Source organism: Methylococcus mesophilus, from assembly GCF_026247885.1.
GTDB lineage: Bacteria > Pseudomonadota > Gammaproteobacteria > Methylococcales > Methylococcaceae > Methylococcus > Methylococcus mesophilus.
The window spans coordinates 395,546-418,528 of sequence record NZ_CP110921.1 but is presented as its reverse complement, the minus strand read 5'-3'; the positions used below and the strand labels follow the sequence as shown (position 1 = coordinate 418,528).

The 22,983-nt window shown below is 61.3% G+C and carries 22 protein-coding genes and 1 tRNA gene; 10 read left to right on the top strand and 13 right to left on the bottom strand.

The genetic code is table 11. The features are described 5' to 3' along the window. The first annotated feature begins 119 nt into the window (after positions 1-119). The 4 genes from OOT43_RS02025 to OOT43_RS02010 all read left to right on the top strand — a co-directional run bounded on the left by OOT43_RS02025 (position 120) and on the right by OOT43_RS02010 (position 2,948). Positions 120-374, top strand: coding sequence for a hypothetical protein (locus OOT43_RS02025; RefSeq protein WP_266023005.1), 255 nt, complete (start codon positions 120-122; stop codon positions 372-374). A gap of 370 nt (positions 375-744) precedes the next feature. Beyond that, positions 745-1,155, top strand: coding sequence for a helix-turn-helix domain-containing protein (locus OOT43_RS02020; RefSeq protein WP_266023004.1), 411 nt, complete (start codon positions 745-747; stop codon positions 1,153-1,155). Between the two features lie 281 nt (positions 1,156-1,436). Beyond that, the gene (locus OOT43_RS02015) at positions 1,437-1,775 is read left to right on the top strand and encodes a hypothetical protein (RefSeq protein WP_266023003.1); all 339 of its coding nucleotides are present in this window, start codon (positions 1,437-1,439) and stop codon (positions 1,773-1,775) included. A 261-nt stretch (positions 1,776-2,036) separates the two neighbouring features. Continuing rightward, positions 2,037-2,948, top strand: coding sequence for a hypothetical protein (locus OOT43_RS02010; protein ID WP_266023002.1), 912 nt, complete (start codon positions 2,037-2,039; stop codon positions 2,946-2,948). 411 nt (positions 2,949-3,359) lie between these two features. Here OOT43_RS02010 and OOT43_RS02005 read toward each other — a convergent pair whose 3' ends face one another. Further along, complete coding sequence (locus OOT43_RS02005; RefSeq protein WP_266023001.1) at positions 3,360-3,611, bottom strand: hypothetical protein; 252 nt, start codon at positions 3,609-3,611, stop codon at positions 3,360-3,362. 268 nt (positions 3,612-3,879) lie between these two features. Between OOT43_RS02005 and OOT43_RS02000 the strand changes: the two genes are divergently transcribed. Next, positions 3,880-4,269 (top strand): hypothetical protein, encoded by a 390-nt coding sequence (locus OOT43_RS02000; RefSeq protein ID WP_266023000.1) that lies wholly within the window; start codon positions 3,880-3,882, stop codon positions 4,267-4,269. Continuing rightward, complete coding sequence (locus OOT43_RS01995) at positions 4,191-4,730, top strand: ATP-binding protein (RefSeq protein WP_317134035.1); 540 nt, start codon at positions 4,191-4,193, stop codon at positions 4,728-4,730. The genes OOT43_RS02000 and OOT43_RS01995 overlap by 79 nt, the downstream gene beginning before the upstream one ends. Positions 4,731-5,039: 309 nt before the next feature. On the opposite strand, the gene OOT43_RS01990 is transcribed toward OOT43_RS01995, so the two are convergent. Next, positions 5,040-5,116: transfer RNA gene (locus OOT43_RS01990), tRNA-Met, on the bottom strand. A 276-nt stretch (positions 5,117-5,392) separates the two neighbouring features. Here OOT43_RS01990 and OOT43_RS01985 point away from each other — a divergent pair. The 4 genes from OOT43_RS01985 (at position 5,393) to asd (ending at position 9,486) form a co-directional block, all read left to right on the top strand. Beyond that, on the top strand, positions 5,393-6,580 hold the full coding sequence (locus tag OOT43_RS01985) for an aminotransferase class V-fold PLP-dependent enzyme (protein ID WP_266022999.1): 1,188 nt from the start codon (positions 5,393-5,395) through the stop codon (positions 6,578-6,580). A 96-nt stretch (positions 6,581-6,676) separates the two neighbouring features. Then, on the top strand, positions 6,677-7,648 hold the full coding sequence (locus OOT43_RS01980; RefSeq protein WP_266022998.1) for a 2-hydroxyacid dehydrogenase: 972 nt from the start codon (positions 6,677-6,679) through the stop codon (positions 7,646-7,648). 48 nt (positions 7,649-7,696) lie between these two features. Beyond that, on the top strand, positions 7,697-8,623 hold the full coding sequence (locus OOT43_RS01975) for a hypothetical protein (protein WP_266022997.1): 927 nt from the start codon (positions 7,697-7,699) through the stop codon (positions 8,621-8,623). Next, positions 8,620-9,486 (top strand): archaetidylserine decarboxylase, encoded by an 867-nt coding sequence (asd, locus tag OOT43_RS01970; RefSeq protein WP_394358028.1) that lies wholly within the window; start codon positions 8,620-8,622, stop codon positions 9,484-9,486. Before OOT43_RS01975 ends, asd begins: the two co-directional genes overlap by 4 nt. On the opposite strand, the gene lapB is transcribed toward asd, so the two are convergent. The 11 genes from lapB to gyrA form a co-directional block, all read right to left on the bottom strand. Then, positions 9,452-10,657, bottom strand: a complete 1,206-nt coding sequence (lapB, locus tag OOT43_RS01965; protein ID WP_266022995.1) for a lipopolysaccharide assembly protein LapB — start codon at positions 10,655-10,657, stop codon at positions 9,452-9,454. The two genes, asd and lapB, sit on opposite strands and share 35 nt — an antisense overlap. A 77-nt stretch (positions 10,658-10,734) precedes the next feature. Next, a complete protein-coding gene (locus OOT43_RS01960; protein WP_266022994.1) occupies positions 10,735-11,022 on the bottom strand; it encodes an integration host factor subunit beta in 288 nt (95 codons plus the stop codon). A gap of 74 nt (positions 11,023-11,096) precedes the next feature. Further along, complete coding sequence (rpsA, locus tag OOT43_RS01955) at positions 11,097-12,764, bottom strand: 30S ribosomal protein S1 (RefSeq protein WP_266022993.1); 1,668 nt, start codon at positions 12,762-12,764, stop codon at positions 11,097-11,099. Positions 12,765-12,882: 118 nt separating this feature from the next. Next, positions 12,883-13,551 carry a (d)CMP kinase gene (gene cmk, locus OOT43_RS01950; protein ID WP_266022992.1) on the bottom strand — a complete coding sequence of 223 codons (669 nt, stop codon included), beginning with the start codon at positions 13,549-13,551 and terminating at the stop codon, positions 12,883-12,885. A 6-nt stretch (positions 13,552-13,557) separates the two neighbouring features. Further along, the gene (gene aroA, locus OOT43_RS01945; RefSeq protein ID WP_266022991.1) at positions 13,558-14,871 is read right to left on the bottom strand and encodes a 3-phosphoshikimate 1-carboxyvinyltransferase; all 1,314 of its coding nucleotides are present in this window, start codon (positions 14,869-14,871) and stop codon (positions 13,558-13,560) included. Continuing rightward, on the bottom strand, positions 14,864-15,736 hold the full coding sequence (locus tag OOT43_RS01940; RefSeq protein WP_266022990.1) for a prephenate dehydrogenase: 873 nt from the start codon (positions 15,734-15,736) through the stop codon (positions 14,864-14,866). Before OOT43_RS01940 ends, aroA begins: the two co-directional genes overlap by 8 nt. Then, positions 15,733-16,848 carry a histidinol-phosphate transaminase gene (hisC, locus tag OOT43_RS01935; protein WP_266022989.1) on the bottom strand — a complete coding sequence of 372 codons (1,116 nt, stop codon included), beginning with the start codon at positions 16,846-16,848 and terminating at the stop codon, positions 15,733-15,735. The genes OOT43_RS01940 and hisC overlap by 4 nt, the downstream gene beginning before the upstream one ends. A gap of 10 nt (positions 16,849-16,858) precedes the next feature. Then, positions 16,859-17,947 (bottom strand): prephenate dehydratase, encoded by a 1,089-nt coding sequence (pheA, locus tag OOT43_RS01930; RefSeq protein ID WP_266022987.1) that lies wholly within the window; start codon positions 17,945-17,947, stop codon positions 16,859-16,861. A gap of 25 nt (positions 17,948-17,972) precedes the next feature. Further along, positions 17,973-19,151 (bottom strand): phosphoglycerate dehydrogenase, encoded by a 1,179-nt coding sequence (locus OOT43_RS01925; protein WP_266022986.1) that lies wholly within the window; start codon positions 19,149-19,151, stop codon positions 17,973-17,975. Positions 19,152-19,160: 9 nt separating this feature from the next. Then, positions 19,161-20,243: a 3-phosphoserine/phosphohydroxythreonine transaminase gene (serC, locus tag OOT43_RS01920; RefSeq protein ID WP_266022985.1), complete on the bottom strand. Its 1,083-nt coding sequence runs from the start codon at positions 20,241-20,243 to the stop codon at positions 19,161-19,163. 130 nt (positions 20,244-20,373) lie between these two features. Continuing rightward, on the bottom strand, positions 20,374-22,956 hold the full coding sequence (gyrA, locus tag OOT43_RS01915; RefSeq protein ID WP_266022984.1) for a DNA gyrase subunit A: 2,583 nt from the start codon (positions 22,954-22,956) through the stop codon (positions 20,374-20,376). Between the last annotated feature and the right edge of the window lie 27 nt (positions 22,957-22,983).

The window sequence follows — 22,983 nt, the reverse complement described above, 5'->3', positions numbered from 1 at the left end:
CTGGGGGTTTGGGGGAGCATGGGTTAGGTTCTCCCCGGTATCTGGGCGTTACCGGTGCCGGTGGCGGCAGCAGGCGCGGGAATGAAGAAGAGACGGAAAACGCGCCGGGCTAGACGTACATGCGTGGAGCAGATGCGGACTTCCCGGCCGTCCGGGAGTTCGCGGAACCAGGTGCCGGGCATGGTGCAGCGATCCCCGAGCCGGGTGAGGCATTCGCATTGCGGCGTGCGGTGGTCGGTGCGCATTCAGCTGTCCTCCTCGGGGTTGAACGTCCGGGCTTGGGCCTGGGCGTCGGCTTCCGCTTCGGCGCGGGTGTCGGCGTGGTCATCCACCAGGAACTGGAAGCGGTCGCGGACGTGCTGCAGGCGGCGTGATACGAAAGGATCACGCTCAACCGGCCCAGGAACACCCAGGCCGGGGCGGACACGAAACGCCGGAGGAAGCCCCGAGCGCCAAGCAATAAAAAAGGCCCGCCGATCTGGCACGGGCCAAGCGCTGCTGTCGTCAGCGCGGGAGATGATCGGGAAAAGGGAGCTCCCGCCAGGGTTGACCGAACCCCCGACCAACGACGACAGCGCGTCAAGGGTCGGAGCGGCGGGAGCATAGAAAGCTGGGGTTTGCGGCATGGTCAGAGCCTATAGTTGCAAGGTCACAACCAGCTTAGTTGCGACCTTGCAACCTTGTCAAGACCTCGCAACCGTTTTAGGGTCTCAACATCTAGAAATCCTTACCGAGGACGCCCACATGAAAACGACTCACGATTACATCGAAGCAGCCAAGCAAGCGCTCAACCTTCCCAGTGACTACGCAATGGCGAAATATCTAGGCGTAAACAAATCCGCCGCAAGTAACTGGAAACACGGCAAAAACGTCATCGACGACTACACCGCCGTAAGGATCGCCGACGCTCTCGGAATAGACCCGCTCGAAGTGATCGCAGCGGCCAACCTGGAGCGGGAAAAGGATGCAAAAAGACAGGAGTTATGGCGAAAGGTCTACAGCCGGTGCGCGGCTGCCGGCCTCATGTTCTTCAGCGTATTTTCAGGAACTTACAGCACGGAAGGAAAAGCGTGCGCTTCGTCATTGAACTACCATGCAATATACATTATGCGCAGCGCGGTATCGTTTGCGCAAAATCCGCCGCAGCGTCGCTAAACGGCTACACTCAATGGTCCGTACTGTAAATATGAAAAACGTGAAGCGTACTCGGAAGACCACTTCGGAATTCTACAAGCTGCGGCGTAGGCTGATGATTTCGGCTGAGGACGCCGCCGACCTGTGCGGCGTCACTCAGCGGACGATTCAGAATTGGGACGAGAAAGGCCCACCGGTGTCGGCCATGCGCCTTTTGCCGTTCTGGGACCGCTACCATGTGCCGTTCCGAGGATGGGAGAATTTTTGCTTCTCCCGTGACGTGCTGCTGTATCGAGGCCGGGATGTGCATCCGACATGGCATCGGTCACACCCTTTTCGTGTTCGAGAATCAGCTTTTCGACCAGGGATTGTCTACCGACCTCAGGGAAGTGAGCAAGCAAGCGCTCGAGCGCAAAAAAGGCTTTAGTCGAGACCCAGAGTTCAAGCCGACGCTCGCCCTCCCCTGTCACAACCCGACGCCGACGGCTTTCGGCCATGCGTTGCGCTGGCGTTTTGGGATTGGCGCTACGGGGTCGACCACGGCCCCGTTTCACTGGGGAAAAGGCATCTACGGTGGCGGTGTCGTTTGTGTCGATGCTCATGGTCGTGATCCCACTGCGTTGAAGTTGGTATTAGCGTAACCGGTTACAAATTATAAGGCAAGTATTTTTTGCATCCGGTTGCGTTCTTTCAGTTCTCAGCCAGCGTCCTCCGTCGGGTTGTCTTTCCGTCGTAACTGCCATTGCCTGACACTCTTTGATTCGACTGAACCCGTGCGGCCGAGCGTTCACAGATCTCCTTAGGCGTTCAGGCTTGGCGTGAAATTTCTTACCCTTCACTCCGCCTCCCCGCGTCGATAAAATTAGGAAAACAGCATTACAGCTACAAAGGGAATGACCATTATGAGCACCAAGAAAAGATATATCATCGGAAGCAATGCTCTAGGCGGGTTTCCAGAGTTAGAAATTGATTATGATAGATTTGATAAATTAAAGAAGGCACGTGACGTCTTAAGACACGCCCTAGCGATAGAGGAAAAGTACGAGCTAATTATAACCAATTATCTCGATCTTGAAAAAGAAGCGACGAACTTCGCGATCACTGGCCTTGTCCGTAAGCATACAGGAACCCCTAACTTTTCTGAGATCAAAAACGCGATAACTGTTCGGATTCTCAATTTGTTGACTGCGGCCCGTTTATACGTCGACTCGCTTACTAATCATATTTTATCTTGCATATCCAATACTTGCATTAAAAGCACCGATATAAGACAACTGTTCGTCGATGAATTTGAATCGAACTTTAACTACTGCTTTATGGAGGCCCTAAGAAATTACGCGCAACACTGCGCCACCCCCGTTCATCAAATATGCAAACAATACAAGATTCAAAATGACGGTGAAAATGCAAAGGAATTTGCTGTAGATTTTTACGCAAAGAAATCCACTCTCAGCCTTGATAATAGTTTTAAAAGGGAAACACTGAAGAAAATGCCAACCCGCGTAAATCTCCGTGAGGCCGCACGAAGTTACGTCGAGTCGTTAAGTAGGATACAACAGAAGACACGAGAATTAATTTGCGAATCTGTCAATTTTTCACGGGAAACATTCGAAGATGCTAGAAATCAATATATTGAATTTTCCAACGACATGCCGCGAAATCTCTACGCGTTTGAATTAGAAAATATGATAGCGATTCGCAAAGTCTTAATTGATCTCGAATGGGACGATATTCGATTGGCGCTACTGGAAAGAAATCCAGAACTCGAAAAACTAACTAAAATGCATATTACAAGCAAGCCCTCGATCGACTAGGAGTCCTCTATCAGAATCAGGAATACACGTTAATTCTGGACAGATACTCAAAATCTGTCACCTGTCACATTAATCCCGATCGCGTAGCCCCACCGCAGAGACTGAAGAAACCCGCTCCGAGTCCGATACGGCCCCGTCAGAACGTCCCGACTCGAAACCCCGCTCGAACTCCTTCGGCAGCCACCGCCCTCCGCTCCTTGCCGGCCCGGTCCAGGATGCGACCAGTTCGCCCCGGACGATGCAGACGTCCTCAAGGTCGTCCCGGTGGCATTTTGAGGCAGACACCCGCCGCGACCGCTTGCCGTCCGTGATGAGGTAACGCTGCTCCGCGCCCTGGCCGTGAGCACCGGCCAAGCGCCAGCGGTCGGACTCGATTGGTTCAGGCGGTGGAGCCGGATTTCTCGCAACCGGTTAGGGAATCAGCGTGGCTTGAGCGACGACCGTTGGCGACGGCGCAGGAATTTCCGCGAGCTTCGGCTTTTTCATTTCGCCCACGCTGTCCGCTGCCTTACGCGCCGAAAACCCGGATACAAGTAACGCTACCACCACCACCGCGCCGGCCTGGAAGCGCCAGGAACGCAAGAGGCTTTGCTTGACGATCTTGCCGCCTTTCGGCCCTGTGTCGCCTACCCCTTTTGTCGCGCTCCGATAGTAGCGGTACACCTTGTCCTGATACTGAACCGCCCCGGGAATCGTGGAGGCTGGTTGGTTTAAGTCAGGTTGGAATGGCGGCCTGATATGCCGATACGGTCGTCATCGTCGCCTATGCCCGTGAGGTTGCACGCCATGCGCGGAGCTTTGCGCGTGACAGTTGGGTACTCGATCCTTGGCACCACCTCTCTTGCTCGAGAAGAAACCGGGGGCCTTGCGCAACGGGGTTCCCTTTAGCCATTGGTAATTGCCCGCGTCTATCGCCGCCGTCCACGATTGCTTGCTGAAACAACCCAAGGGCGACCGTGCCTTCGTCGAAGTGTTGCTCGCCTTGCGCAGGCATGGCACGGAACCGGTCGAAGTGGCTTGCGCCCTGACCTTGGAGAGAGGCGCCGTGTCAGCCCCGATCGTCCTCAATCACCTGCACCGTCTGCTCGCACCCGTAAGGCCACCGATCGAGCTCCAGGTGCCGACCGCCTTGAAGCTCACCCACGAGCCCAAGCTGATTGCGGAGGCTATGACCGCCTGCGGGAGGCCGCCCTTGCTGGCTGATATGACGGCATTCCTCAAGGCCATGCACCTTTTTACGGCATGGCGGCGGCACTTGCGGAGCTGGATGCGGAACGCCCGCGCCAGCCTCCGGAGCCGGAAATGTGGGTCCAGCGCTTAATCGAGGCGAAAACCGTGGACCGCCAAGCCCGCAGCCTGTGCTCCCAAATGCACGTCGCGCGCTTTTCCATCCACAGCGATCTCGCCCATTTCGACTGGGCACTGTCGCCGGTGTCACAGCCCCAGATCGAACAGCTGGCCAGTGGCCAGTTCATGGCTGAAGCGCATAACCTGATTCTGGTGGACGCGGCGATTATCGACGACCTCGGCGATCTCCCTTTCCCGGAAGCCGGAGGAGCTTTGTTGTTCCACCTCATCAGCCAGCTGTATGAGCGGACCTCTCTCATCCTCACGACCAACCTCTCCTTCGGCGAGTGGGGACAAGTGTTCGGCGACGCCAAGATGACCACCGCGCTCCTCGACCGCATCACTCACCATTGCGACATCATCGAGACAGGCAACGATTCCTTCCGCTTCATACAGCGCAACCCAGCCCTCTCCCTGGTCAGTTTTCGACCCTGACAACTGGTCAAACTTGCACGCTGTTTGACACGCTGCGGAAGTGGGTGTAGTGGCCGAACTGGAGAGCTTTGTTGGCACGGATCGCGAGGGGCTCGAGGCTTTGGGGCGGGAAAATCGTATAGGAAGCGCGCGAACGAGCTTCTCCGCCTGGCGTCGGCGTTTTTCGTGCAGGCGGAGTTCGACCGCCTACGGAAGGAAGTGATGGGCTTTGACGGTACCTGCTGGGAGGTGCAGCGGCAACAAAAAAGACGCCAAGCCTAGAAGCTTGTAGAGCATTGGGGAGTTGTAAGACGACGTAAAGCTGTGATTTGGTGGTGGCGGGCGGAATTGAACCGCCGACCTAGGGGTTATGAATCCCTCGCTCTAACCAACTGAGCTACGCCACCGTTGATCTGTCTGCATGCCAAAAACGAGAGACAGTGCGTTGCATGGAGGGCAGCATGACACACTGTCCTCTAAAAGAGGCATTATCTTTTTTGATCACAATCATGTCAAGAGCGCTTCATTATTGAAGAATGTCCGGCCGCTGTGGCATGATTGCCCTCCTTCCTGAGGGGATGGACCGGCTTTGTCGCGACTTTCCGTGCCGAGGTTCGTCCTGTTTCCGTCCGCACCTCTACCAACAAGAGCAATATCCAAATCCTAAACTCAAGGTGAATTTGATGCCTGGTCGCAACCATCTTTACGTTCCCGGTCCAACGAATATCCCGGATGCCGTTCTTAGCGCGATGCACGTGCCGATGGAGGACCATCGGCGGCCGGACTTCCCTGCCCTTGTAAGCCCGCTGTTGGAGAATCTGAAGAAAATATTCCGAACGGAAGCAGGACAATGCTTCGTATTTCCGGCCACGGGAACCGCGGGTTGGGAAATCGCTCTCTCGAACACGCTTTCTCCCGGCGACAAGGTCTTGTCCTACCGCTTCGGGCAATTCAGCCATCTTTGGATCGACTTGGCCAAGCGCTTGGGGCTCGAAGTGGAATACGAGGAAGTACCGTGGGGCCAAGGTGTACCGCTGGACCGACTGGAGGCGCGCCTGAAGGCCGATACCGCACGTGAAATCAAGGCGGTTCTGATCTGCCACAACGAAACTGCGACCGGTGTAACCAACGATCTTCCGGCCGTGCGCAAGGCCATCGACGCGGCCGGCCACCCTGCCCTGTTCTATGTGGACGGCGTGAGTTCGATCGGCTCCCTCGATTTCCGCATGGACGAATGGGGTGTTGACATCGGTGTGGCCGGCTCCCAGAAAGGCTTCATGCTACCGGCTGGCCTGGCGCTCCTGGGATTCAGCCAAAAGGCACTCAAGGCCCGCGAGTCTGCTAAGTGCAGGCGCGCATTCCTGGACATCAACGATCACATCCTTCACAACGCCGGCGGCTTCTTTCCCTATACGCCGTCGATTCCGTTGCTGTACGGCTTGCGCAAGTCGTTGGAACTGCTGCTCGAGGAAGGTCTGGAGAACGTTTATGCCCGCCATGCCCGCTTGGCCGAAGGCGTCCGCCGAGCGGTGTCCGCCTGGGGTCTCAAGGTTTGCGCCCAGGATCCGAAATGGTATTCGAACACCGTTTCGGCCGTCGTTGTGCCGCCCGAGTTCGACGCGCGCGACGTGATCCACACGGCTTATTACCGCTACGACCTGTCGCTGGGTGCGGGTCTGACCGAGGTTTCCGGTAAGGTCTTCCGCATCGGTCACTTGGGTGACCTCAACGAATTGAGTCTGTCCAGCGCCATCGTGGGTTCTGAAATGGCCATGCTGGACGTGGGCATCCCGGTGACGCCTGGCAGCGGCATCGCGGCTGCCAGCACCTACTGGCGCGAAACAGCTCCGGCAATCAAGGCCCGGACTTGACCCACCAGATCTCGCGTCGAGACAGATCGTCGGCGCGAGGCAAGATGCCACGGGGGCGCGCTATTAGGTGCGCCCTCCCCTTTTTGGAACTGCAGCATGAGCAAACCCAAAGTCCTGGTGACGCGACGCTGGCCGGAATCTTGTGAAAGCAGACTCTGGGAATCGTTCGACACGGTCTTCAACGCCGACGACCATCCGCTGAATACGGAAGAGCTGAAGGCGGCCCTCCGCAATTACGACGCGGTGCTGCCCACGGTCACCGACACCATCGATGCCGACGTGCTGGCCACGGAGCCGCTGCGTTGCAGGATCCTCGGTAACTTCGGCGTAGGCTTCAACCATATCGACCTCGAAGCCGCGAGGCGGCGCGGCGTCGCCGTAACCAACACCCCGGACGTGCTGACCGACTGTACCGCCGACATCGCGATGCTGCTCATGCTCGAGGTCGCCCGCCGGGGCGGAGAGGGTGAGCGGGAGGTCCGTGGCGGCCTATGGACGGGATGGCGCCCCACCCACATGCTCGGCACCAAGGTGACGGGCAAGACCCTGGGACTCGTCGGTTTCGGCCGGATTGCCCGCGCCATGGCAAAAAAAGCCCATTTCGGCTTCGACATGTCCGTCATTTTCTACGATCCCTTCCCACCACCGCAGAACGCGATCGATGCCCTGGGCGCCGAGCAGTGCGGCACGCTGGAGGAGGTGCTGGAACGGGCCGATTTCGTTGCGCTCCACTGTCCCGGCAGCAAGGAAAACCGGCACTTGATCGGTGCGGAGCGCTTGGCTCGAATGAGACCCCACGCCTATCTCATCAATACCGCCCGCGGGGACGTCGTCGACAGCGAAGCCCTGATCGACGCACTGCGGAGCCGGCGCATCCGGGGCGCGGGCCTGGACGTTTACGAAGGCGAACCCCGGCTGAATCCGGGTTTTCTCGAGCTCGACAACGCCGTCTTGTTTCCCCATCTTGGCAGTGCCACGGAGGAAACGCGGATCGCCATGGGCATGCGCGTCATCGACAACATCACCGCGTTTTTTAACGGGCGCCCCCCGGGGGACCAGGTGGCCTGATTGCAGGTAATGGCCACTGCTTCATCTCCGTTGTGGCCTGCCAGGATATTGCCGGATGACGCATACCGGCTGATCTGGGAGCGGGTCCGGCCGGGTTTCCTTGTTTCGATGGCGAAGCAGCGCATACCCTTCACGCTGGCCGAACCCTTGGCGAGAGTCTATTTGCCGCTCGCTGCCTGGGTTGTGTCACACAAGAAGGATGGGCCGTTCGTGCTCGGCGTCAACGGCGCGCAAGGCTCCGGGAAGTCGACGCTGTGCGAATCCCTGGCTCTGATTCTGCGCGAGGGCTATGGGTGCAGGGTTGCCGGCTTTTCCATCGACGATATCTACAAGACGAGAGCGGAACGAGAGCGGCTGGCGCGGGAGATTCACCCCCTGCTGGCGACGCGAGGCGTCCCCGGTACCCATGATGTAGGCCTGGGGCTGGAAACGCTCGATCGTCTGACAACAGCCGGCTCGGAAAGCTCCGTGGCTTTGCCGGCATTCGACAAGTCGGTCGACGACCGGCGTCCGATGTCCGCCTGGCCTCTTACGCAAGCCCCTGTCGATATCGTTATCTTCGAAGGCTGGTGCGTCGGCTGTGCCCCTCAAACTCAGGAGGAACTGCTCCGTCCGATCAATGCCCTGGAGGCCGAGGAGGATGAGGACGGCCGCTGGCGGACCCATGTCAACGAACAGCTCCTCGGACCTTATGCGGAACTGTTCGGTCGGCTGGACCGGCTCATCATGCTGAAGGTCCCCGGTATGGAATGCGTGCACCAGTGGAGGAGCTTGCAGGAGCGAAAACTCGCAGCAGCGATCCGGGAGAACGGCTCTCCGGGTCACCGTCTGATGGACGAAACAGCCCTGCGGCGCTTTATCATGCATTACGAACGCTTGACGCGGCATATGCTGGCGGAAATGCCAGCGCGCGCCGATGTCACACTGTTTCTCGATGACAATCATCGCTTCGCCCGAATTCACATCAAAGAATGACCATGGCTGCCTTTTCGTCCAAGCTGTTTGCCGGCCTCCAATATCTGCTGCCCCAGCACGGCGTTTCACGGCTCATGCATACGGCCGTCCGTATTCGCCGGCCTTGGGTCAAGAACGCCATGATCCGAGCGATTTGCAAACTCTATCGGGTGGATCTTACCGAGGCGGCATGCGATTCGTTGGACTCTTTCGACTGCTTCAACACGTTCTTCACACGCGCGCTGAAAACCGGCGCCAGGCCGATCTGCAGCGAGCCGGACGCGATCGCTTGCCCAGCGGACGGCGCGATCAGCCAGATCGGCGCCATCGAGGGCAAACTGCTGTTCCAGGCCAAAGGACACAGCTTCAAACTGGCGGATCTGCTCGGCGGCGATGAAGGCGAGGCGGAGAAATTCGAGAGCGGCAGCTTCGTCACCGTCTATCTTTCGCCTCGCGACTACCATCGTATCCATCTGCCGGTAGCCGGCACTCTGGCGGCCATGACTCATGTGCCGGGCGAGCTATTCAGCGTAAACGTCGCGACGACGGAAAACGTTCCGAATCTTTTCGCGCGCAATGAAAGGGTGATCTGCTATTTCGACACCGCCGCGGGCCCGATGGCGGTCATTCTGGTTGGGGCGATTTTCGTGTCGAGCATCGAGACGGTGTGGCATGGCGAAGTCACACCTCCCCGCTCCAAGACGATCCGGCGGTGGGATTATTCGACGCAAGGCCTCAGTTTCGAACGATGCGCCGAAATCGGCCGCTTCAACATGGGGTCGACTGTAATCGTCCTCTTCGGTACCGGCCACGCGCGTTGGAGCTCGAAATTACAGGCTGGTTCATCCGTCAAGATGGGAGTGTCGCTGGGTTCTTGCCGATGAAGCCGACGCCTGAACCGGCCGGCTGGATCGTTCCCCAGCCGCGGCAGGTCGGACAATGCCAATGCAGCTCACGGCATTCATATCCGCATTGGATGCAGCCGTAACCGGGCTGTTGCATGGCAAGGCTGTCGAGAGCGGTCAGACAGCGTCGCAGGACCGACACGCAATCACTGTCGATGCAGGTGGCCGATCCGGCATAATGCAGCGTGCGGCGGATCAGATTCAGGCTCGACCGTTCGGACAGAAGCGCCGTCAGATAGCTTGCTGCTGCAAACGCCCCTTCCCGTTGCGCCAGTTCATCGGCGAGGAGCAAGGCGGCCGCATCCGCACGATAGCGCTGGTAGACATAGTCGAGATAGGTCAAATATCCATCCATGTCCCGGAGATTGGCGTGGCAGAGCCGCAATTGCCCGATGACTTCCGGAAGAAAGGCGGGATTCTGGAACTCTACCGATCGCAGCAGGACACCCGCTTCCGCCCAATGCTGCCGTTGCAACGCGAGCCGTGATTTCAGGAGGGTCGCCCGAACGCAGCGCGGATCTTCCGCCAGGGCCTGCTGGAGATGTGTCTGTGCCTTAACCGTTTCCCCCCGGGCGACCGCCGATTCAGCCTGCTCGCACAGGAGATGGGCCAAAGTGGCATTGCGCTGGCCCGCATCGAGCTTCTTGAGCGACTGGGCACACTCGGCCGCCCTTACCCAATCCTTTTCGCTCTGGTAGATCGCCAGCATCTGCTGGAGAGAGGCTTTGCCATGTGAAGCGCTCGCCGTCAGATCCGCAAAGACGTTTTCGGCCCGATCCAGCAAACCCGCGCTCAGATAATCCATGCCGAGTTCGAATCGAATGGCATGTTGCTGCTCGTTCGTCAACTGAGGCTGAGAATGGAGGCGTTCGTGCAGTTCGATCGCCTTGGAAAGTTCGCCGCTCCTGCGGAACAGGCTGCCGAGAGCCAGTTGCAGTTCCAGGGTTTTGGTGCTGGAATCGGCGATTTGTCTGAGCAGATAAAAGGTCTCGTCGGCTCTCACGCCGATGGTGGGATCTGCGGGTCCCTGATAGGCTCGTCGGATACTGTCTTTCCGCTCGCCCGACAGATACCGCCCGTGGTGCCTGGTGGCGGCATACCAGCCGGAAGCCGCAGCGACCGGAAGCAGCAGGGTCAACAGTTCGAGCATGGTGCCGTCCGGCATTCCGATACCCCGCGATTCGCCCAGGGAGGGGGGAGGCGAACTCGACCCCTCCGATACAGGTCTTATTCCTTGATCGGATTGACCCGGTCGCGCAACTCCTTGCCGGGTTTGAAATGCGGAACGCGCCTCGAAGGAAGGTGAACGGATTCGCCGGTCTTGGGATTCCGGCCGACGCGAGGAGGCCGATAATGCAGAGAGAAGCTGCCGAACCCCCTGATTTCAATGCGCTCGCCCCCTGCCAGCGCCTCACTCATGTAGCCGATCATCTCCTTGATGGCATATTCGATGTCCCGGGGAGACAGATGCGGATACTTTCCGGCCAGGGATTCGATCAATTCCGATTTAGTCATGTCGATTTCCAGGTTCCAAAAAGTGAAACGGAAGGGACGTTCAAGGTCCCTTCCACCAGGGAAAACCGGAACGATCAGCGGTTTTCCATCTGCTCCTTGAAGATATCGCCGAGGGTCGGCGTACCGGATGCCTGTTGCGAGTAGTCCTTGATCGCCGCCGCTTCCTCGTCCTGGTCCTTGGATTTGACCGACAGAGAGATCGACTTGGTCTTCTTGTCGACGCCGATGAACTTGGCCTCGACTTCGTCACCTACGCTCAGCAGTGCCCGCGCGTCTTCGACCCGGTCACGCTGGATCTCGGAAGCGCGCAGATAGCCTTCCACATTGTCCGCCAGGGTAATGACTGCGCCCTTGGCATCCACTTCCTTGACTACGCCGCGCACGATCGAACCTTTGTCGTGAGCCGCCAGGAAGTTCTGGAACGGATCCTGTTCGAGCTGCTTGATGCCCAGCGAGATGCGCTCGCGTTCGGGGTCGATCGCCAGGATGACGGTTTCCAGCTCGTCGCCTTTCTTGAACTGGCGAATGGCATCTTCGCCTGTTACGGACCACGAAATGTCGGAGAGATGGACCAGCCCGTCGATGTTGCCGTCGAGGCCGATGAAGATACCGAAGTCGGTGATCGACTTGATCGTGCCGCTGATCTTCTCGCCCTTCTTGTGAGTCGTAGCGAACTCGTCCCAGGGATTCATCTTGCATTGCTTCATGCCCAGGGATATGCGGCGGCGTTCCTCGTCGATGTCGAGGACCATGACCTCGACTTCATCGCCGAGCTGAACGACCTTCGACGGATTGACGTTCTTGTTGGTCCAGTCCATCTCCGAGACGTGGACCAGACCCTCGACGCCTTCTTCCAGCTCAACGAAGCAGCCGTAATCAGTAAGGTTGCTGACCTTGCCGAACAAGCGGGTACCGGAAGGATAGCGGCGGGCAATATTGACCCACGGGTCTTCGCCGAGTTGCTTGAGACCCAGGGATACGCGGTTCTTCTCCTGATCGTACTTGAGAACCTTGACCTGCAGTTCTTGGCCGATCTGGACGGCTTCGGACGGATGGCGCACGCGCTTCCAGGCCATATCGGTGATATGCAGCAGGCCGTCGATGCCGCCCAGGTCGATGAACGCGCCGTAATCGGTGAGGTTCTTGACCACGCCGGCGACGATGGCGCCTTCCTTGAGGCTTTCCATCAGCGCTTCCTTCTCGGCGCTGAATTCGGATTCGACGACGGCACGCCGCGACAGCACGACGTTGTTGCGCTTCTGGTCAATCTTGATGACCTTGAATTCGAGGTCGCGTCCTTCCAGGAAGGTGGTGTCGCGCACGGGGCGCACGTCTACCAACGAACCGGGCAGGAAAGCTCGCAGAGCGCCGATCGCAACGGTAAACCCGCCGCGAACCTTGCCGACGATGCGGCCGACGACGGTTTCGCTGCCTTCGAAGGCTTTTTCCAGGTCATCCCAGGCCTTGAGCTTCTTGGCCTTGTCGCGGGACAGCAGGGTCGCCCCTAAGCCGTCTTCCACCATGTCCAGGGCCACCTCGACCTGATCGCCCACCTGGACTTCCAGTTGGCCGTCGGCATTGAGGAATTGCCACTTCGGGATGACGCCTTCGGATTTCAGTCCGGCATTGACAACCACCGCGTCGGTGCCGATGTCGACGACCGTGCCGGTGATGATGCTGCCAGCGCGCATCTCGGCTTTCGCCAGACTTTCTTCAAACAGTTCTGCAAAGCTTTCGCCCATGATCTATGATTCCGGCGTCCGAGGTAAAAATCGGACGTAGTAAGTTTAAGTTGGTTTATGACCGTGTTCCCCCGCTCTGCGGACGAACACACCCTATGCTGTATGACCTTAAGGACTCTCAGCGCGATCCCGCTACGGCGAGACACGCCAGGATCACTTCCTCGACGGATAAATCCGAGGAATCGATGACCACAGCGCCGTCCGCGGCTCTGAGCGGGGCGGTTGCCCGCTCCCGATCGCGCCGGTCACGCGCTTCGATCTCTTCGGTCAAGTTGGCAAGGCTAACATCTATGCCTTTCTCTTTCAACTGGTTATAACGCCGAAGCGCGCGGACTTCCGCGCTCGCGGTGAGAAACACTTTGTAAAGTGCATCCGGGAAAACCACCGTTCCCATGTCGCGTCCGTCCGCCACCAGGCCCGGCGGTCGGCGGAAACTACGCTGCTTTTCGAGAAGCGCCTGGCGGACCCGCGGGAAAGCCGCCACTTTCGACGCCAGATTGCCGCATTCCTCGGTCACGATCCGATCGCCGATGTCGGCACCCCACAAGAGCGCACGCGGGACGGCGGTCGCTTCGAAAACCAGATCGAGCGAATGGGCGAGCGCCTCCAGCGCCGCTTCGTCTTCGCAGGAAACCTCCCGGTCCATCGCCGCGACTGCCAGTGCTCTGTAGATCGCTCCGCTGTCGAGGAAGTTCCAACCCAATCGGGCGGCGACTGCGCGAGCCGCGGTGCCCTTGCCTGCCCCACTGGGGCCGTCAATGGTGAGTACGGGAACAGGATTGTGCATGGCGATTCAGCTCAGCCCGATGTCCAGACCCAGTGTCCGCGCCAGCGCGACGAAGTTGGGGAACGAGGTCGAAACGTTGGCGCAATCGTGGATCTCGATAGGACCGGAGGCGCGCAAGGCGGCGATCGAGAACGACATGGCGATGCGGTGATCGCCGCGCGAATCGACCGCGCCGCCGCGGAGCCTGCCGCCCTGCACGATCATGCCGTCAGGCGTCGGCTGGGCATCGATGCCCAGCGCAACCAGTCCGTCGGCCATGACCTGGATGCGGTCGCTTTCCTTGACCCGTAGTTCCTCTGCGCCGGTCAGCACGGTCTCGCCGCGGGCGCAGGCGGCGGCGACGAACAGGGCCGGAAACTCGTCGATGGCCAGCGGCACGGTGTGCTCGGGAATGCGGATGCCGCGCAGTTCGCGGTGGCGGATGCGGATGTCCGCCACCGGTTCGCCGCCGACTTCGCGAGGGTCGAGAATCTCGATGTCGGCGCCCATTTCGCGCAGGATTTCGATGACGCCGGTACGGGTCGGATTGATCCCGACATGGCGCAGGAGCACATCGGAGCCGGGGCTGATCGCCGCGCCGACCATGAAGAACGCCGCTGAGGAAATGTCCGCCGGCACGTCGATACGGGTCGCGGAAAGCTTGCCGCCGGATTGGAGGCAGACGCGGTTGCCGTCGCGCGCAACCGGGTATCCGAAGCCGGCCAGCATGCGTTCGGTGTGGTCGCGGGTCGGCGCCGGCTCGGTGACGCAGGTCTTCCCTTCCGCGTAGAGGCCCGCCAGCAGCAAACAGGATTTCACCTGGGCGCTGGCGACCGGCATCGCATAGTCGATCCCTTTGAGGCGGCTTCCGCCGGCGATGCGCAGCGGCGCGGTGCCGGCTTCGGTGGTGTCGATCCGCGCGCCCATGGCGCGCAGCGGTTCGGTCACGCGCCGCATCGGCCGGCGCACCAGGGAGGCATCGCCGGTCAGCGTGGTGTCGAATGCCTGTCCCGCCAACAGCCCGCTCAATAGCCGCATGGAGGTGCCGGAATTGCCGAGATCCAGCGCCGCCGCGGGCGGTTTCAGCCCGTGCAGGCCGACGCCGTGGATGCGCAGCCGGCCGTTCTCCGGGCCTTCGATCACGACGCCCATGGCCCGGAACGCTGCCATCGTCGCCAGGCAGTCCTCGGCTTCGAGAAAGCCGCTGACTTCGGTTATGCCTTCGGCGAGCGAACCCAGCATCACCGAGCGGTGGGAGACGGACTTGTCGCCCGGCACCCGGATGTCGCCCTGCATCCGCCCGCCCGGCCTGGCGGTGAAAACCACATCTGTGTCATGCATGATTGCTTTCCGTCAACTTTAGAAATTTTTCGCGGGCGGCCCTGGCTTCGCTGAAGCAGGCGTACAAGCCGTCGACGTCGTCGGAGCGGACCAGCCCCGCCACTTCGCGCAGCGCCGTTTCGTATTCGCCCAGCAGTTCCAGCAACGGTCCGCGGTTGGCCCGGCAGATGTCCAGCCACATCTTGGGATCGCTGGAAGCGATGCGGGTGAAATCGCGGAAGCCCCCCGCGGCATAGCGGAAAATCTCCGCCTGCTCGTCTTTCCGGCCCAGCATCCGCGCCAGGGTGAAAGCCAGCACGTGCGGCAGATGGCTGGTCGCCGCCAGCACCTCGTCGTGATGCCCGACTTCCATGCGCTCGACCCGCGCGCCCAGATGCGTCCAGAACGCATCCACCCGCGCCAGCGCTCCCGGCGCGCTGTCCGGCAACGGCGTCAAAATCACGCGCTTACCTTCGAACAAATCAGGGTCTGCTGCCTCCACTCCGCTGCGCTCGGCGCCGGCGATCGGATGGCCGGGGATGAAATTGGGCGGCACCTTGCCGAACACCCGCCGGGCGGCTTCCACCACATTGCCCTTGGTGCTGCCGGCATCGGTGTAGACGCAATCGGACCGCCAGAGCGGCTGCAGCCCTCGAAACAACGGCTCGATCGCGCCGACGGGCGTCGCGATGAGCACGAAATCGGCCGCAGCCACGCCTCGTTCCAGGCTGGCGCAGCCTCGATCGATGACGCCCAGGGTTTCAGCCCGCCGCAGGTTCTCCGGATCCGCGTCGATTCCGACGATTTCCTCGCAAAACCCGCGGGCGCGCCGGGCTGCCGAACCGCCGATCAGGCCGACCCCTATGATGCAGAGCCTGCGGATCATCGTCCCAGCACGCGGTCCAGGGCGGCGAAGAAAATATCGATTTCCTCCACCGTGCCGACCGACACCCTGAGATGGTTCGGCAGGCCGTAATTCCCCACCGGACGCACGATGACGCCTTCACGCAGCAGAGCATCGAAGACAGGGCCTGCCGTCCGGCCCAGGTCGAAGCTGAGGAAGTTGCCGGCGGACGGGATGAAATCGAGGCTCCGTCCATGGAGTCCGGCTTCCAGTCGGCGCAGGCCGGTGTCGTTTGCCCGCACAGTGGCTTCCAGGAACTCGGCATCTTCCAGGGCGGCGGCCGCGGCGGCCAGCCCCAGGGCGTTGACGTTGAACGGCTGTCTGGCCCGATTCAGCAGGTCGGCGACCTCCGCCCCGGTGACCGCATAGCCTACCCGCAGGCCCGCCAGCCCGTAGGCCTTCGAAAATGTGCGGGTCACGATCAGGCCGGGAAATTCCCTCAGCCAGTCCAGCGCATTCGGATAGTCGTGGGAACTTGCGTACTCGAAATAAGCCTCGTCCACCACCACGACGATGCGCTCGGGCAGCGCCGACAGAAATGAATGCAACTCGGACCGGCCGAGCAGTGTCCCGGTGGGATTGTTCGGATTGGCAACGAAGACCACGCGGGTATCGGCATCGACGCGGTCCAGCATGGCCTCCAGATCGTGGCCGAAGCGCGGCCCCCGGCCGCCATCGTGGGCTGGGGCAGCCTTTCCCTCCGCCCCGGCCGTCTGGGTGGCGATGGGGTAGACCGCGAAGGCGTGCTCGGAATATACCGCGTTGAGTCCGGGGGCGAGGAAGACTCGAGCCACGAGATCGAGCACGTCGTTGGAGCCGTTGCCGAGGACGATCTGCGCCGGATCGACGCCCAGTTTTTCCGCCAGTGTGGCCTTCAGTTCGAAGCCGCTGCCATCGGGATAGAGGTGGCTGCCGGCGAGTATCCGCCGCACGACTTCGAGCGCCTTGGGGCTCGCGCCCAAAGGGTTTTCGTTGGAGGCGAGCTTGACGATACGCCGCAGACCGAACTCCCGTTCCAGTTCAGCAATCGGCTTGCCGGGCTGGTAGGGCGTGAGTCCGCGAATGCCGGGGACGGCGAGTGAAGCGATGCTCATGTCGAAAATCTCAGCTCAATGCACGCGGATAGGAGCCGAGGATGCGCATCGTGCTGGCCTGTTCCCGCACCTCGGCCAGGGCCTGCGCCAAGGTGGGACCGGCCTGATGCCCTTCCACGTCGATGAAGAAAAAATAGTCCCACATGCCGCGCCGCGAAGGCCGCGACTCCACCTTGGTCATGCTGATTCCCAGGCGCGCGAACGGCTCGATGACCCGGAAGAGCGCACCGGGATCGTTGCGGGTAGACAGCAGCAGGGAAGTCTTGTCGCGACCGGTCGGCCCCACCGGCTGGCCGCCGATGACCAGGAACCGCGTGGTGTTGTCGGGTTCGTCCTCGATATTGCGCTCCAGGATTTCCAGGCCGTAGAGCCCCGCCGCAACTTCGCCCGCGATCGCAGCCGTGCCGGGGGTTTCCGCCGCACGGCGGGCGGCTTCGGCGTTACTGCCGAGCGGCGTGCGCCGCGCACCGGGGACGAAACGGTCCAGCCACTCCCTGCATTGCGCCAGCGACTGCGGATGGGAGAACACCTCGGTCAGCGTATCCAACGGCGCAGGGACCTTGCACAGCAGGTTGTGGTGGATGCGCAGTTGTACCTCACCCGCGATGATCAAACTGGAGCGGACGAAACTATCCAGGGTATGGGTGATGACACCTTCGGTCGAATTCTCGACCGGCACCACGCCGTAATGGCAAGCGCCGCTCTCCACCGCCCGGAAGATCTCGTCGATGGCCGGCAGTGGGACGGCCTGGATAGCATGGCCGAAATGCCTGTACGCGGCCTGTTGGGTGAACGTCCCTTCCGGACCGAGGAAGGCGACGCTCAGTGGCTTTTCCAGGGCCAGGCATTCCGACATCACTTCGCGGAAGAAGCGGATCACGGCCTCCCTGCCGAGCGGACCGGGATTGGCCGCCGCCAGCCGCTGCAGCACTTCCGCTTCCCGTTCGGGACGGTAGAAGCAGTCGGTCTCACCCGCCGCGACCTTGATCTCCGCCACCTCTTGAGCACATCTTGCCCGCTCGTTGAGAAGTTCCAGCACCCGGTCGTCGAGTTGGTCGATGCGTTCGCGCAGTTCCGCGAGAGAGAGATCGTTCGCCATGCTTGGTCTTGAGAAAGGCTGTGGCCTAGGATTCGTAGGCGGACAGGGGGTGGACGGACAGGACCCCGCGGATTTTCGCGATCCTGTCCAGAACCGCTGGCGGAACTTCGGCGTTGAGGTCGATAAGCGTATAGGCGTATTCGCCGCGCGACTTGTTCAACAGCTCGAGAATGTTCAGGTTCGCCTCCCCCAAGGCCGCCGAGATCTGGCTCACCATATTGGGGACGTTCTCGTTGGCGACGCCGATGCGATGGGCGTCGCACCGCGGCATTTCGACCGTCGGATAGTTGACCGAATTGCGGATGTTGCCGTTTTCGAGGAAATCGCGGATCTGGTCCGCGACCATGACCGCGCAGTTGTCCTCGGCCTCGACCGTCGACGCGCCCAGGTGTGGCAGCAGAATGGTACCTTTAAGGCCCATGAGACCGGCCGTTGGGAAATCGCTGACGTAAGCGGAAAGCCGGCCGTCCTCCAGCGCCGCGCGTACGGCAGGCTCGTCGACGATACCGGCACGCGAGAAGTTGAGCAGCACGGCCCCTTTTTTCACGGATTCCAGCCGGCCGGCGCCGATCATGTGCCGGGTTTCGCCGTTGAGCGGCACGTGCAGGCTGATGAAGTCGGCGCGGGCGATCAGGTCGTCAATGCCGCCGGCGCGGGAGACGGCGGCGGAAAGCTGCCAGGCGCGCTCCACGGTGAGCGCCGGATCGAAACCGGCCACGTTCATCCCCAGGGATACCGCGGCATTGGCGACGCCGACGCCGACCGCTCCCAGACCGAGCACGCCCAGCGTCTTGCCGGCCAGCTCGGTGCCGGCGAAATTCTTCTTACCCCGTTCGACCGCCTGGGCGATGGCCGCGTCATCGCCCGCGAGGGAACGCGTGAAATCCCAGGCCTCGCAGATGTGCCGCGCTGCCAGCAGCATCCCGGCGACGACGAGTTCCTTGACGGCATTGGCATTTGCGCCCGGCGCGTTGAATACCGGGATGCCGCGCCGGCTGCATTCCTCCACCGGAATGTTGTTGACCCCGGCGCCGGCCCGGCCGATGCAGTGGACCGAATCCGGGATCGCCACGCCGTGCAGATCGAAGGACCGCAGCAAAATGGCATCCGGATGCTGGATCTCCGAAGCAACCTCGTAGTGGTCGCGCGGCAGGCGCTCCAGCCCCGCGACGGAAATATTGTTGTATGTCAGTATCTTGTACATCGCGCCCTCCTAGCCGTACCTGCGCTCGAAGTCCGCCATGAAGGCGATGAGCGCATCTACCCCGGCGTCGGGCATCGCGTTGTAGATGCTGGCGCGCAGGCCCCCGACCGAGCGATGGCCCTCCAGCGCCACCAGTCCGTGGCCGGCGGCCTCGGCCGCGAAGATCTTTTCCAGCCCGGCGTCGGCGAGGCGGAAAGGCACGTTCATGCGCGAGCGGAAGGCGGGATCGATCGGATTGGAATAGAACGCCGAGGCGTCTACGGCGGCATAGAGTTTTTGCGCTTTGCGGATGTTGCGCGCTTCCATGGCTGCCACGCCGCCCTCCTGCTTCAGCCATTCCAGCACCAGTCCGAGCAGATACCAGATGTAGGTCGGCGGTGTGTTGAGCATGGAGCCGTTGTCCCCATGCTTCTTGTAGTCGAACATGGTGGGCGTGCCGGGGATGGTCTTGCCGATCAGGTCTTCCCGGACGATGACCACGGTGATGCCCGCCGGCCCCATGTTCTTCTGGGCGCCGGCATAGATCAGGCCGAACCGGCTCACATCGACCGGCCGGGACAGGATGTTCGAGGACATGTCGCACACCAGGGGCAAGCCGGCGGAATCCGGGACATCCTGGAATTCCACGCCGTTGATCGTCTCGTTGCTGGTGTAATGGAGATAAGCCGCTTCGGGATCGATCCGCCATTCGCTGCGCGGCGGCACGGTCGTGAAACCGCCCGCCTTGGCGGTAGCCGCAACGCCGACCTCGCAATATCGGCTGGCCTCCTCGATCGCCTTTCCCGACCAGATGCCGGTATCGACGTAGCAGGCCGCAGCCCGGTCACGCAGCAGGTTCATCGGCACCATGGCGAACTGGGCGGTGGCACCGCCCTGCAGGAACAGCACCTTGTATTCCGGCGGAATGGCGAGCAGTTCACGCAGGTCGGCTTCCGTCCTTTCGGCGATGGAACAGAAATGCTTGCCGCGATGGCTCATTTCCATCACCGACATGCCGCTGTCGCCCCAATCGAGGATTTCCTCCCCGGCGCGGCGCAGCACCGCCTCCGGCAGCATCGAGGGGCCCGCGCTGAAATTGTAGATGCGTGTCATGGATAGACTCCCGGGATTCGTTGGCGTGCGGGATGGCGTGACGGCTCGGAATCCGAACTCATTGCCTTCCCCTATCCGGCATTGAACATCTGCAAGATTTCATTGATACCTACGACCCGCCCGGTTGGCCTCATTCCGAGTCCGCGCTGTCTTCGGACCCGTCCTCCGGTTCTTCCCCTTCGGAATCGGGCAGATTGCCGATACGATCCATGCCGACGACCTTCTCGCCGCCGTTCAGCCGGATGACAGTGACGCCCTGGGTGTTGCGGCTCAGGACGGAGATTTCCCCCACCCGCGTCCGCACCAGGGTGCCGGCGTCGGTGATCAGCATGAGTTCGTCGTCGTCCTCGACCAGGGCGGCGCCGACCACTGCACCATTGCGGGCGCTGGTCTGGATGGCGATCACGCCCTGCCCGCCGCGCCGGTGGCGGGGGAAATCCTCCAGACGCGTGCGCTTGCCGTAGCCGTTTTCGGTGATGTTGAGCACCGTGCCTTCGCTGGCGATGATCAGGGCGATGACTTTCTGCCCTTCCTGCAGGGTCATGCCGCGCACCCCGGCGGCGGTGCGGCCCATTGCGCGCACGTCGGTCTCCTTGAAGCACACCACTTTGCCGTCGCTGCTGAACAGCATCACGTCCTGCTCGCCGTTGGTGATCGCTACATTGACCAGACGATCGTCCTCGCGCAGCTCGATGGCGATCTTGCCGCTCGGCCGCGGTCGTTCGAATTCGCTGAGCGCGACTTTCTTGACCGTGCCGGAGGCGGTGGCCATGAAGATGAAATGGGCTTCGTCGAATTCACGGATCGGCAGGATGGCGTTGATACGTTCGCCTTCCTCCAACGGCAGCAGGTTGACGAAGGGGCGCCCGCGTGCGGTTCGGCTGGCGACTGGGAGTTCGTAAACCTTGAGCCAGTACACCTTGCCGCTGCTGCTGAAGCACAGGATGGTGTCGTGGGTGTTGGCCACGACCAGCTTCTCGATGTAGTCCTCTTCCTTGGTAGCCGCCGCCTGCTTGCCGCGGCCGCCGCGGCGCTGGGCGCGGTAATCCGTCAGCGGCTGAGCCTTGACGTAGCCCTCGTGCGATACCGTCACCACCATGTCTTCCTCGGTGATCAGGTCTTCGGCGGAAAGATCGAGGCGGTCGGCAATGATCTCGGTTCGGCGGGCATCGCCGAACTGTTCGCGGACGGCGGCCAGTTCGTCTCGGATCACCTGCATCAGGCGCGTATCCTTGGCCAGGATGTCCAGCAGGTCGGCGATCTGCTCCAGCAGCGCCCGGTATTCGGCGATGATCTTGTCCTGCTCCAGGCCGGTGAGGCGGTGCAGCCGCAGGTCCAGGATGGCCTGGGCCTGGGTCGGCGACAGGTAATACGCGCCCTCGCGCAGGCCGTAGACCGGGTCCAGATCGCGCGGCCGGGAGGCTTCGGCGGCGTCGGCCCGCTCCAGCAGCTCGGTCACCGCGCCCGGCCGCCAGGCGCGCGAAACCAGGCGCTCCTTGGCCTCGGCGGGGTTCGGTGAGGTCTTGATCAGCTCGATGACTTCGTCGATGTTGGCCAGCGCCACCGCCAGGCCTTCCAATACATGCGCCCGCTCGCGCGCCTTACGCAGCTCGAACAGAGTACGCCGGGTCACCACCTCGCGGCGATGGTCGACGAAGGCGGCGATCAGTTCGCGCAGATTCATCAAACGCGGGCGGCCGTTCAGCAGGGCCACCATGTTGATGCCGAACACGCTCTGCATCTGTGTCTGCTGGTAGAGATTGTTCAGCACCACTTCCGGCACTTCGGCGCGCCGCAGTTCGATCACCATGCGCATGCCGTCCTTGTCCGACTCGTCGCGCAGTCCGGAGATGCCTTCCAGCTTGCCCTCCTTGACCAGCTCGGCGATCTTCTCCAGCAGCCGCGCCTTGTTCACCTGGTACGGCAGTTCGTCGACGATGATGCTCTGGCGTCCTCCCTCCTCGCCCTCGAAATGGCAACGGGCACGGAGGTAGATGCGGCCGCGGCCGGTGAGATAGGCTTCGCGGATACCGGCGGCGCCGTTGATGATGCCAGCGGTGGGGAAATCGGGGCCGGGGATATATGCCATCAAATCCTGCACCGTCGCCTCGGGATTTTCGATCAGCGCCAGGCAGGCATCGATGACTTCCCGGAGATTGTGCGGCGGAATGTTGGTAGCCATGCCGACCGCGATGCCTGCCGAACCGTTGACCAGCAAATTGGGGATCCGTGTCGGCAGGACCGAAGGTTCGCTCTCGGAATCGTCGTAGTTGGGGACGAAATCGACGGTTTCCTTTTCCAGGTCCGCCAGCAGATCGTGGGCGATGCGGGCCATGCGCACCTCTGTGTAACGCATGGCCGCCGGCGGGTCGCCGTCCACCGAGCCGAAATTGCCCTGGCCGTCGATCAGCATGTAGCGCAGCGAGAACGGCTGGGCCATGCGGACGATGGTGTCGTACACCGCCGTGTCCCCGTGCGGATGGTATTTACCGATCACGTCGCCGACCACGCGGGCCGATTTTTTGTAGGGCTTGTTCCAGTCGTTGCCGAGCTCGTGCATGGCATACAGCACGCGGCGATGCACCGGCTTGAGACCGTCGCGGGCATCCGGCAGGGCGCGTCCCACAATCACGCTCATGGCGTAATCGAGGTAGGACTGCTTCATCTCGTCTTCGAGGTTGACCGGAATGATTTCTTTGGCGAAGGCTGTCATCGGCACCGAACGGTAGGGAATGGGCGC